The 11,688-nt window shown below is 47.8% G+C and carries 10 protein-coding genes; 2 read left to right on the top strand and 8 right to left on the bottom strand.

Annotated elements, in window-relative coordinates:
• Nucleotides 1-231: hypothetical protein (locus I8J30_RS29915; protein ID WP_210664084.1), on the top strand; the 231-nt coding region annotated here is incomplete at its 5' end.
• A 42-nt stretch (nt 232-273) separates the two neighbouring features.
• Here the strand turns inward: I8J30_RS29915 and I8J30_RS29910 are convergent.
• Entirely contained in the window at nt 274-1,359 is a 1,086-nt protein-coding gene (locus I8J30_RS29910) for an HD-GYP domain-containing protein (protein ID WP_210664083.1), read from the bottom strand.
• Nucleotides 1,360-1,402: 43 nt separating this feature from the next.
• Nucleotides 1,403-3,895 carry a DNA gyrase subunit A gene (gene gyrA, locus I8J30_RS29905; RefSeq protein ID WP_210664082.1) on the bottom strand — a complete coding sequence of 831 codons (2,493 nt, stop codon included), beginning with the start codon at nt 3,893-3,895 and terminating at the stop codon, nt 1,403-1,405.
• A gap of 394 nt (nt 3,896-4,289) precedes the next feature.
• Here gyrA and I8J30_RS29900 point away from each other — a divergent pair, with 394 nt between their 5' ends.
• Nucleotides 4,290-5,042 (top strand): YheC/YheD family protein, encoded by a 753-nt coding sequence (locus I8J30_RS29900; protein WP_210664081.1) that lies wholly within the window; start codon nt 4,290-4,292, stop codon nt 5,040-5,042.
• Nucleotides 5,043-5,092: 50 nt separating this feature from the next.
• Here I8J30_RS29900 and gyrB read toward each other — a convergent pair whose 3' ends face one another.
• The 6 genes from gyrB to dnaA form a co-directional block, all read right to left on the bottom strand.
• Entirely contained in the window at nt 5,093-7,003 is a 1,911-nt protein-coding gene (gene gyrB / locus I8J30_RS29895) for a DNA topoisomerase (ATP-hydrolyzing) subunit B (protein WP_210664080.1), read from the bottom strand.
• Between the two features lie 73 nt (nt 7,004-7,076).
• Complete coding sequence (gene remB / locus I8J30_RS29890) at nt 7,077-7,325, bottom strand: extracellular matrix regulator RemB (RefSeq protein ID WP_090980648.1); 249 nt, start codon at nt 7,323-7,325, stop codon at nt 7,077-7,079.
• Between the two features lie 33 nt (nt 7,326-7,358).
• Nucleotides 7,359-8,468: a DNA replication/repair protein RecF gene (gene recF / locus I8J30_RS29885; RefSeq protein WP_210664079.1), complete on the bottom strand. Its 1,110-nt coding sequence runs from the start codon at nt 8,466-8,468 to the stop codon at nt 7,359-7,361.
• A 46-nt stretch (nt 8,469-8,514) separates the two neighbouring features.
• Nucleotides 8,515-8,730 carry a S4 domain-containing protein YaaA gene (gene yaaA, locus I8J30_RS29880; protein WP_090980644.1) on the bottom strand — a complete coding sequence of 72 codons (216 nt, stop codon included), beginning with the start codon at nt 8,728-8,730 and terminating at the stop codon, nt 8,515-8,517.
• Between the two features lie 17 nt (nt 8,731-8,747).
• Entirely contained in the window at nt 8,748-9,890 is a 1,143-nt protein-coding gene (gene dnaN, locus I8J30_RS29875) for a DNA polymerase III subunit beta (RefSeq protein WP_210664078.1), read from the bottom strand.
• Between the two features lie 244 nt (nt 9,891-10,134).
• Nucleotides 10,135-11,487 (bottom strand): chromosomal replication initiator protein DnaA, encoded by a 1,353-nt coding sequence (gene dnaA, locus I8J30_RS29870; protein ID WP_091224660.1) that lies wholly within the window; start codon nt 11,485-11,487, stop codon nt 10,135-10,137.
• Nucleotides 11,488-11,688 lie beyond the last annotated feature (201 nt).

Genomic DNA, 11,688 nt, shown 5'->3' with positions numbered 1-11,688 from the left:
TTCAAAAAACTAGCTTTGCGAAACGTTCGTTTCGCGATTTATGACCATTTGACTGGTCGCTCATTGTTCAGTTTTCAAAGAACAAATACTTCGTGTTTTATGCGCCCATGTCTCAGCGGCGACTTGAATAATATATCACATTCGCTTACTTCATTGCAAGCTTTTTTTATTCTTTCAAATAAAAAACTGCGTTATATTTCTTTGCCTCAAAAGCGGCAAGGAGTAATATAACACAGTTCGACAAATCAGGTCAACCTTTATTTTAAAATCATCTTATTGATTGTTTCTCGACATTACTTCTTCTATATACAGCTGTCGTTCGGTAATGAGATTGACGATCGTTCCGGATACAGATACCCAAGGCCTTGTCGGATGGTTCCGGTCTGAGAAAACAATCTCACCGACACGATCATCATTCAATCGTACGACTGTTCCATTGTTAAACTGAGTCGCCTTATCAATAAAGATCCGTACGTAGGCAGGATCCAGCTTACCAAATGAGTCCTGCAGCAGCTGTTCAAGCACTAAATAAGGCGAAGTCGCTTTACGGTAAGCGCGTTTCATCGTCATGGCATTGAAGATATCCGAGATCGCTACAAACTTTGCATAAGGATGGATTTTCTCCGACCCGATACCAAGTGGATAACCGCTCCCGTCATACCGTTCATGATGCTGGAGTGCTGCCAGCTTTACACCTTCATTGATCGCTGCAGCGTTCTTGAGCAACTGATAGCCAAGAACAGTATGCCGTTTCATATCCTCGACTTCCTCAGCCGTCAGCTTCGTCGGTTTATTGAGGATGTTGCGGTCTATCTTAGCGTTGCCGATATCATGAAGCAGCCCTGCGAACGCCGACTGCATCCAGTCCTTCTTGGGGAGGTTATTCCACTGAGCCAGCATGTAGCAGCTTAATGCTGACATGACGCTTTTGTGAAACAAGTAATCCTCATTCGGGACATTCTGCGGAGAGAAGGTCATCATCTTATAGTCATGACTATAAGACAGCAGCGCTTCCAGCTGATTACGCAAATCAAGAATCGGCAAAGCCATTCCGCTCATCATCTGATTGAACACTTTCTTGAGCAGCACAACCGTTAAGTCATACTGCTCCATCAATCCCGATTTGACCGAGCTCTCTTTGCCTGATTCTACATTCTTGTCTTGTGCTGCTTCCTCTGCTTCCTTCTTGTCCCCTGGCGCATCGATGCAGACAGTAGGTACAAGGAATGCATGCAAGATATCGTACTCGCGCGGAGTTACCACTTTACCTTTATGCAAAAGCACACTGCCAAGCGGGGTGAGAACGTCTTGTGCAATTTTGTCCCCAAGCTTTACTTGCGAAATCGCTACTGTCCCCATAGCTCTCCTCCACGATGCCTGCGATTATCTTTCTCGTTTATGTCTATTCTTCAGTGGAGGACGTTCCTTCTGTTTCCTCGCCCTCTAACTCTTCATCATTGTTGTCTGACTCGTCGTTGCGCGCCACGCGGGTAACCGTCGCAACAGAGTCATCTTCGCGAATATTGATGAGTCTAACCCCTTGCGTGTTACGGCCCATTGTAGAGATGCCGGCCATGCTCATACGAATGAGCGTGCCTCCGGATGTCATGATCATCAGATCCTCGTCGTTCTGAACGACTTTCAAGCTGACGATCGATCCGTTTCTCTCCGTTACGTTGAGCGTCTTGATCCCTTTACCGCCACGGCTTTGGCTGCGGTACTCACTTACCGGAGTACGTTTACCATAACCATTAGCTGTAACGATCAATACCTCATTCTCCGGCTCTACAACATCCATACCGATTACCTGATCGTCGTCATCAGAGTTAATCCCCTTAACCCCTGTCGCCGAACGTCCCATCGGACGAACATCCGTCTCTGGGAATCGGATGGACATCCCTTGGCTCGTACCCATTATGATTTCTTTCGTTCCGTCCGTCAGCTTCACGCCAATCAGATCATCGTCATCGCGCAGGTTAATCGCGATAAGTCCAACTTTACGGATGTTCGAATAGTCATCAAGAGGTGTCTTCTTCACGATGCCTTGTTTCGTTGCAAAGAACAAGAAACGATCCGGCTCGAACGATTCAACCGGGATAACCGCATTAACGGTTTCTCCTTGCTCGATTTGAATCAGGTTTATGATCGGTGTCCCACGAGCTGTACGGCTGAGATCCGGAATCTCATAAGCCTTCAGGCGGTACACTTTTCCCTTATTCGTAAAGAAGAGAAGGAAGTGATGCGTGTTGGATACAAACAGATGCTCGACAAAGTCGGTATCCTTCGTATCCATTCCGATAACGCCTTTGCCGCCGCGCTTCTGGCTGCGGTAAGTTGTAACCGGCAGACGCTTCACATAACCGGAGTGAGTAACCGAGATAATGACATCTTCGCGCGGAATCAGATCTTCATCCAAGATCTCATCTTCGCTTGCCATTAGCTCCGTACGACGCTCATCGCCGAATTTCTCTTTCACTTCTTCAAGTTCCTCGTTGATGATTTGCAGAACAAGCTGCTCATCAGCAAGAATCGCTTTGAATTCCGCAATTTTGCGAAGCAGCTCAGCATACTCGGCTTCGATCTTGTCGCGCTCGAGTCCTGTCAGACGCTGCAAACGCATGTCGAGAATGGCTTGTGCTTGATCGAGGCTTAAGCTAAAGCGCGAAATCAAGCCTTCTCTTGCTTCTTCCGTTGTTTGCGACGCACGAATCAACTTGATGACTTCATCCAGGTTATCAAGTGCAATACGCAAGCCTTCCAGAATGTGAGCGCGAGCTTCCGCTTTCTTCAGGTCAAACTCCGTGCGACGGCGGATGACTTCAATTTGATGCTCTAAATAGTAATACAAAATATCACGCAGGTTGAGTGTACGCGGCTCGCCTTTAACAAGGGCAAGCATGTTGAAGCCGAAGTTCATCTGCATCTGCGTTTGCTTGTATAAATTGTTCAATACAACTGTAGGCGTCACATCGCGGCGAAGCTCAATGACGACACGCATACCGTTACGGTCCGACTCATCGCGCAGATCGGTAATGCCCTCGATTTTCTTCTCGCGGACAAGCTCTGCGATTTTCTCGACAAGTCTTGCTTTAACAACCTGGTAAGGCAGTTCGTGCACGATGATCCGCGCTTTACCGCCATTCTCCTCGATTGTTGCGCGTGCACGCATGGTGACGGATCCGCGGCCTGTTGTATAGGCTTGGCGCATCCCTTCGCGTCCCATTACGAACCCGGCAGTTGGGAAGTCAGGACCTTTGATATAGTCCATCAGCTCGATTGGAGTGATATCGGGGTTCTGAATAAGCGCTTGTACGCCATTGATAACTTCAGTCAAGTTATGCGGCGGAATGTTGGTAGCCATACCTACCGCGATCCCTGTCAAACCGTTCACCAAGAGATTCGGGAAACGGGCAGGAAGTACTTTCGGCTCATGCTCTTCGCCGTCATAGTTCGGAATGTAATCGACCGTTTCTTTATTGATATCGCGAAGCATTTCCATCGCGATCTTGGACAAACGCGCCTCTGTGTAACGCATAGCTGCAGCCATATCACCGTCAATGGAACCAAAGTTACCATGACCGTCGATAAGCATATAACGCAGTGAGAAATCTTGCGCCATCCGGACCATGGTCTCGTAAACGGCTGAGTCGCCATGCGGATGATACTTACCGATTACTTCGCCGACGATTCTGGCCGACTTCTTGTACGGCTTGTCCGGAGACATGCCAAGCTCGGACATGGCAAAGAGAATCCGACGGTGAACCGGTTTCAGTCCGTCTCGTACATCCGGAAGTGCGCGGCTAACGATGATACTCATTGCATAATCCATAAACGATTCGCGCATCTCAGTACCGATATCGCGATCCCTTACTTGCAGATTGTTCTCTTCCGCCATCGTTGACCTCCTAGGGTTGCTTATAACATCAACATGAGCCTTCGAATGCGATTACAGTGTTCTTCGCATCACGAAAGCAGGGATAATTCGTATAACAGAATACTAGAATCCATTATAGTTTTTTCTCAATCCAGCCAACCTTAAACGTTTGGCGGCAATAAAGTTGCTCCAGGCATCCACCTGACTACAAACTTTAGCAAACGTAGGCATTCGCCCACTCCTTGCACCGTTCTCCGCCATAATCTAAAAGGGAATCAAAGTGCGATTATTAGAGCCTTCTTGCGTAGAAGCAAAAATAGGCATTATCCCTATTATAACATCGTTTTCAACCCCTGTCTCCTGCAGGCTGGGCTTTCCTGCACCACCTACTATCCCACTGGAAGGCGGGACCTTGTTGGCCATACAACGCGTTAGAAGCAAATGGGAGAAAACAAAAGTGCTGCTGCATTCCGACGAATTGCGTCAGCGTATTCCGGTAACACAAGTGTGGAGCACATCTGAGCTTGAGCAGATGCTTAATGAATTTGAAATGGTTTATGTAAAACCCGATCACGGCACATTCGGCAACGGCGTCATCCGGGTGGAGAAAACGGCCGATAATACGTACACCTATCAACTAGGGACCAAACTTCAGCGATTTTCTTCGTTTGAGTCGATGGCTCAATCTCTCGGGCAAGTCATTCAAGGCCGCAAATATTTGATTCAGCAGGGCATTCATTTACTTACTTATGACAAAAGAAGATTCGATGTCCGCGTCATGGTTCAGCGCAACTTGAAGCAGCAATGGGTAACAACCGGTGTCATCGGCAGAGTCAGCGATCCCTCTAGAATCGTAACCAACTGTCATAATGGCGGCACTGCGATGCCTTTTGAGAAGCTAATGCGATCCCATCTTTCTATCGCGCAGATTGCCAGCTATCAAGAATGGCTGGCTGAACTAGGGGTTATCACTGCCCAGCAAATGGAGACTTCGTATAAGAGGATCAAAGAGATTGGTCTGGATCTGGCCATTGATCAATCTTTTAGGCCTTGGATCCTTGAGGTCAACACGATGCCTGATCCATATATCTTCCGAAAACTGCCGGATAAAGATATCTTCCGCCGCATTTACCGCTACCACGCAGCAAATAATCGCAAAAAGAAATAACACAAGCCGCCCGAATCGCCGGACGGCTTGTTGTTTGTTTTGTTAACGCTCTATACATCGAGATTCTTCACGTACTTCGCAAATTCTTGAATGAATTCACGGCGCGGTTCGACGTTATCACCCATAAGGGTTTCGAAAATATTGTCAGCCTCAATGGCATCCTCGATTGTAACTTGAAGCATCGTGCGGCTTTCCGGATCCATAGTTGTCTCCCACAGCTGCGATGCGTTCATCTCTCCGAGACCTTTATAACGCTGTACATTGACTTTAGCGCCTTCACCGAATTCGCTGATGATGGCATCCCGTTCTTTCTCGCTTTGCGCATAACGAATGACTTTATTGCGTTCGATCTTAAAGAGCGGCGGCTGTGCGATGTAAATAAAGCCGGCCTCGATAATTTTGCGCATGTAGCGGAAGAAGAAGGTGAGCAGCAGCGTACGAATATGTGCGCCGTCGACGTCAGCATCGGTCATGATGATGACTTTGTGATAACGAGCTTTGGAGATATCGAAATCATCGGCAATGCTCGTACCTAGCGCCGTAATGATTGCGCGAATTTCCGTATTGGATAAAATACGGTCCAGACGCGCGCGCTCGACGTTCAAAATTTTACCCCGCAGCGGCAAAATGGCTTGGTAATGACGATCACGGCCTTGTTTAGCCGATCCGCCCGCAGAGTCACCCTCTACGATATAGATTTCACTGATCGAAGCATCCTTCGAGGAGCAATCCGCCAATTTACCCGGTAGTGCACTCACTTCCAGCGCGCTCTTACGACGGGTTAACTCACGGGCTTTACGAGCTGCTTCACGCGCACGTGCAGCTTGAAGGCCCTTCTCGATGATTTTCTTCGAAACAGCCGGATTCTCATTCAAGAACTCTTGGAACTTCTCCGCGAAGAAGGATTCGACAATCCCCCGCACTTCGCTGTTGCCAAGCTTGGTTTTCGTTTGCCCTTCAAACTGAGGCTCCGGAATCTTAACGGAAATAATCGCCGTCAAACCTTCACGAACATCGTCACCCGACAGATTGGAGTCGCTTTCTTTGATCGCGTTCATTTTACGGGAATACTCGTTAATAATACGTGTCAGCGCGCTCTTGAAGCCGGACTCATGCGTTCCGCCCTCATGCGTGTTGATATTGTTAGCGAACGAGTAAATGTTCTCGGTATAGCTATCGTTATACTGCAAGGCTACTTCCACGTGGATGTTGTCCTTGTTGCCTTCCACGTAGATCGGCTGCTCATGCAATGCTTCACGATTACGGTTCAAATACTTGACGAATTCGTTAATCCCGCCTTCGTATTTGTACGTGTTGCTTGCGCCTGTCCGCTCATCAAGCAGCGCAATTTCAATGCCTTTATTCAAAAACGCCAGCTCGCGAATACGGGATTGAAGCACCTCATACTCATAAATCAATGTCTCCGTAAAAATCTCCGGATCCGGTTTGAAGCGAGTCGTTGTCCCTGTTTCTTCGGTATCACCGATTACTTTGAGATCATACTGCGGTACGCCGCGACGATATTCTTGTCTATGGATATGGCCTTCCCGCTTAACGGTTACGTCTACATGCTCGGACAATGCATTCACGACGGAAATACCAACGCCATGCAAACCGCCGGATACCTTGTAGCCCTCGCCGCCAAACTTACCGCCTGCATGAAGGACCGTCATAACCACTTCAAGTGTCGATTTCTTCAGTTTCACGTTTTCACCGACCGGAATACCGCGGCCGTTGTCGATGACAGTAATACTGTTATCTTCATGAATTATGACTTCTATGCGTGTGCAATAGCCGGCCAGCGCTTCGTCAATACTATTGTCGACGACTTCCCATACGAGATGGTGAAGCCCTTTGCCACTGGTAGAGCCTATATACATACCGGGGCGTTTACGTACCGCCTCTAATCCTTCAAGCACCTGAATCTGACTTTCATCATACGTATGCTGATTCGACGACATGCTCAATTTCACTGCTCCTCTCAACTACTCTTGCCGCATCTAATGCTGCAATATCAATTCCCGTTGTACGACCCTAGTTGGTCGCAAAATGGTGCGATCGTTTCTTCAGCGTTGAGGATGAAATCGGCGAATAGTAGATCTTATGCTCGGTCACTACAATGGATTTCGCTTCTTCTTCTCCTATAACTTCAACGTCTTTTCGCTTCCGAGCCTGTGCGACGAATTGCTTGGACAGCTTGGAGGACTGCTCGATTGAGATATCAAATATAGCTACGAGTTCCGTAGCACGAATAATTTTTTCTCCGCCCAAATGAATGTACATAGCCTCCACCTCTCATAGGCAACGCCTTAAGGCTTACTGTTCGACATGACCGTCCTTCACCTGGTACACGCGGGAATCATGGAGCTTGCTGATATTGACGCTTTCAAGCCCGGTCGTCGTAATAAAGGTCTGCACTTTACTTTGAAAAGTTTCTATAAGCTGCGTTTGCCGGTGCTGGTCCAGCTCGGATAAAACATCATCGAGCAGCAGCAAAGGGTACTCGCCGATTTCTTCATGGATAAGTTCAATCTCGGCTAATTTCAGCGATAAAGCTGTCGTTCGCTGTTGGCCCTGTGACCCATATACAGAGGCTTCTTTGCCGTTTATAAAAAAGGCCATGTCATCACGATGAGGACCAACGAGCGTCATACCGCGACGAAGCTCCTGATCCTTTACCTGTGTTAACTTTATCATAAATTGCTCAAATAATATAGATTCATCTTCGGTTGGGTCACTTTCGAACGAGGGGCGATAAACGATTGTCAGCTCTTCTGCGCCGGCTGTTATGCCTGCATGAATCTGCTGTGCCCACTTCTGAAGCTTCTCTATGAAGTTTTGCCTTTTTTTCACAATTTTAACACCGTACTCTGCAAGCTGCATATTCCAGACATCCATCATGGCCTGATTGGCGTTGCCGGGCGATGCTGTTTTCAAGTAATTATTGCGCTGCACAAGCACTTTGCTGTATTGACCCAGTGCATGCAAATAACCAGGCTGAACCTGGCCGATTTCCATATCCAGAAATCGTCTTCGGATGCCCGGCGTGCCCTTTACGATTTCCAAATCCTCGGGAGCGAACATGACGACATTGAGCGATCCGACAAACTCGCTAAGTTTGCGCTGCTCCAGGCCGTTTATCTTCGCTTTCTTCCCCTGAGGAGACAAAGAAAGATCCAGCGTGAGCGGACCATATCGTTTCTCCACTACACCCCGGATCCGCGCTTCAGAAGATTGCCAGCCGACTAGCTCTTTGTCCTTGCTCGTACGGTGAGACTTCGTCAGAGCCAGCACGAAAATCGCTTCCAGCAGGTTGGTTTTACCTTGCGCATTGCGACCGACAAACAAGTTAACCTGACTGTCAGTCGCAAGTTCAATTTGCTCGTAATTGCGATAATGCTGCAATTGAATGGATGTTAATCGCACTTGAATGCCCCCCGGTTACTGCTGACAAGCCGCGTTGCTCGCTGCATTACCGTTTCACGATCGTAAAGCTGCCGAACCCTTTCACGTCAATCTTATCGCCGGTGTACAATTTGCGGCCGCGACGGTCGTCCGGCTCCCCGTTGATCAGTACCTCGTTCTCCTGCAAGAAGAATTTGGCTGCACCGCCGGAGTCAATGCAGTCAGACAGCTTAAGAAACTGTCCGAGTGCAATATATTCTGTCGAAATTCCTATTTCTTTCATCGTTTCATTCTCCTTTTTTAGCCTGTCGTCCGGTATGGCAAGATGAGGTGCAGGCTGTGCGGATGGTCAGTCGGCTTAATGATGATCGGGCTCATCGCGCCGTTAAATCCGATAAACAAATACTCGCTATCGATAACTTTCAGGGCATCAAGCATATATTTGGAGTTAAAGGCGATGCGAAGCTGCTCACCGTTCATTTCTTTGGCATCGAGTTTCTCCGTAACGCGACCGAGTTCCGTGGAGCTCGAGGAAATTTCAATTGTGCCGTCCTCGTCCGAAATGAGGCGAACAATGTTGGTTTTCTCTTCACGCGACATCAAATACGCGCGATCGATCGCATCCGTCAATTTTTTTGTGTGAAGAACGAGTTCTGTTTTGAACTGCTGCGGAATAATTTTAGAAGTGTCCGGGTAAGTCCCGTCCAAAATACGCGAGTAGAACAATACGTTACCCACTTTGAACAGCACTTGGTTATCCGCCACAACGATATCCACATGTGTATGATCGTCCGGAACGAGCTTGGATAACTCGTTTAATGTCTTTCCTGAAATAACAATATTGGAAAAACGGTAGTTCTCCGGCGTTTCAACAACAGCTGTGCGGCTAGCCAGACGATGGCGGTCCGTTGCCACGAATTTCAGCTGGCCTTCTTGTAAATTCCAGAGCGCTCCGGTCAAAATCGGCGTTTGTTCGCTGGTAGAAGCAGCGAAAACCGTCTGGCGGATCATCGATTTCAGCAGGTCACCCGGAACGGAGATATTCTCGCTTTGTTCGATTGTCGGAAGAATCGGGAATTCTTCGGGATCAAGGCCAACCATTTGGATATCCGTCGAACCGGATCGAATCATCGTTTGGTGATGTTCTTTCACTTCGATTTCGAGATCGTCGGACGGCAGCTTCTTTACGATTTCAACAAAAAACTTAGCCGGCAAAACAACGCTGCCCGGTTTCTGTACTTTAGCAATGACAAATTCACCGTTCTCAACGGGAATAAAGCTTTGAATCGAAATATCGGTATCGCTGGCGGTAAGTGTTACACCTTGGTGAGTAACGTCGATTTTGATACCGCCGAGAATGGGAATAGCCGGTCTGCTGGAAGTTGCTTTGGAAACTTGTTGGATCGCGTCGTTCAATTGATCTTTTCGAATGGTTAATTTCATGAATGTCACTCCTAAATTGCAGGGATCAAGGCGGCGAATGAGGAGGCTGCGTTGTCACCTATATTTGATGATGTTTATTAATAAATATTAGTAGAAGTCGTAGTAGGGGCGCTGGATATGTGGATAAGTGGTTCAAACACGGATAAAGCAAGCCTATCCACATGTGTATAGCGTGTGCATAGGCTTGCTGATGAAATGTTGAAGAAGTGTATAACTTTTTGGGCTATATCCACAGTCTTCGTATTTACGTGTGATTTTTAATTTTATCCGTTAACGTTTGAACGATTTTGTAGAGCTCCGAATCCACTTTCAGCTGCTGCGTAATTTTCTCGTGCGCGTGGATGACGGTTGTATGGTCACGTCCGCCGAACGCTTCCCCGATCTTAGGCAGCGAGTAGTCCGTTAATTCTCGGGACAGATACATCGCAATTTGCCTTGGGAACGCAACTGCCTTCGTACGCTTGCGCGCTTTAAACTCCTCCAGCTTGAGTCCGTACAGCTCCCCAACTTTTTGCTGGATATCCTGCATCGTAATCATTTTTGGCCGGCTTGATGGAATAATATCTTTAAGCGCTTCGGCCGCCAAATGGGACGAGATGTCTTCATTAATGAGCGATGAATAGGCTACGACGCGGATTAATGCGCCTTCCAGCTCGCGAATATTCGTATCGATCTGGCTGGCGATGTAGACCATAGCTTCGTTCGGGATGTCCAGGTTCTCCGCTTTCGCTTTCTTCCGCAGAATCGCGATTCGCGTCTCGAGGTCCGGCGGCTGAATATCCGTTATTAAGCCCCATTCAAACCGGGAACGAAGCCGTTCCTCCAGGGTTGGAATTTCTTTGGGCGGCCGGTCACTCGAAATGACGATTTGCTTACGTTCCTCATGCAGCGCATTAAAGGTATGGAAGAACTCTTCTTGCGTTTGTTCTTTGCCGGCCAGGAACTGTATATCATCAATGAGCAGCACGTCAATGTTTCGGTATTTGTTGCGGAAGCTCTCGCCTTTGTTGTCCCGAATGGCATTGATGAACTCATTCGTAAATTTCTCGGAGGATAAATATAGAACCCTTGTATTCGGGTTATGTTCCAAAATATAATGCCCGATCGCATGCATTAAATGCGTCTTGCCCAGTCCGACGCCGCCGTATAGGAACAGAGGATTGTAAGCCTTCGCCGGTGCTTCGGCCACAGCTAAAGAAGCGGCATGGGCAAAGCGATTATTGGCGCCGATGACGAATGTGTCGAACATATATTTGGGGTTAAGCATATGCGTGTAGGGCTCTTCCGGCCCGACATGCACGGTTGGCATTATGATTGGTTGGATTTCTGCGGGCTCAGGCGGCTTATTCTCTTCAATGACAAATTTAATGTCATATTGGCGCCCCATAAATTCCTGCAGTGTGGTCCGCACAAGCTTTGTATACCGGCTCTCGAGCCATTCGGCCGCAAAAGTCGTCGGCGCTGTCACAATGACAGTAGAATCACCACTAAACGAAGCCTTAGTCGCTTTGAACCAAGTGTCGAAACTTGGCTTGCTGAGCTTCGTTTGAATGATCGACAGCACCTGTTGCCACATTTCGTGCGTATGGCTATCCACAGATTGTCACTCCTTATCCAATTCACCGAAAACGGCGCGGTCGTGCTATTGATGTCGAAACATCGGGCATTCTGATCAATTTCATCCACATTATTAAGGATGGGTGCATAAAAATTATCAAAAGGGGATGAATGTTGTTCACATTGTTATCCACAGGGTGTTGATAATGTTGAGGGGGAGTTGGAGTCATCCACACGGAAA

It is taken from the genome of Paenibacillus lignilyticus (assembly GCF_017942085.1).
GTDB lineage: Bacteria > Bacillota > Bacilli > Paenibacillales > Paenibacillaceae > Paenibacillus_Z > Paenibacillus_Z lignilyticus.
This window is presented reverse-complemented; position numbering and strand designations above follow the sequence as displayed.

Coding starts and splice junctions, on each gene's coding strand:
- I8J30_RS29910 (WP_210664083.1), bottom strand. CDS start 1,359: ATGGGGACAGTAGCGATTTCGCAAGTAAAGCTTGGGGACAAAATTGCA.
- yaaA (WP_090980644.1), bottom strand. CDS start 8,730: ATGAAAGAAATAGGAATTTCGACAGAATATATTGCACTCGGACAGTTT.
- gyrA (WP_210664082.1), bottom strand. CDS start 3,895: ATGGCGGAAGAGAACAATCTGCAAGTAAGGGATCGCGATATCGGTACT.
- remB (WP_090980648.1), bottom strand. CDS start 7,325: ATGTACATTCATTTGGGCGGAGAAAAAATTATTCGTGCTACGGAACTC.
- gyrB (WP_210664080.1), bottom strand. CDS start 7,003: ATGTCGTCGAATCAGCATACGTATGATGAAAGTCAGATTCAGGTGCTT.
- dnaN (WP_210664078.1), bottom strand. CDS start 9,890: ATGAAATTAACCATTCGAAAAGATCAATTGAACGACGCGATCCAACAA.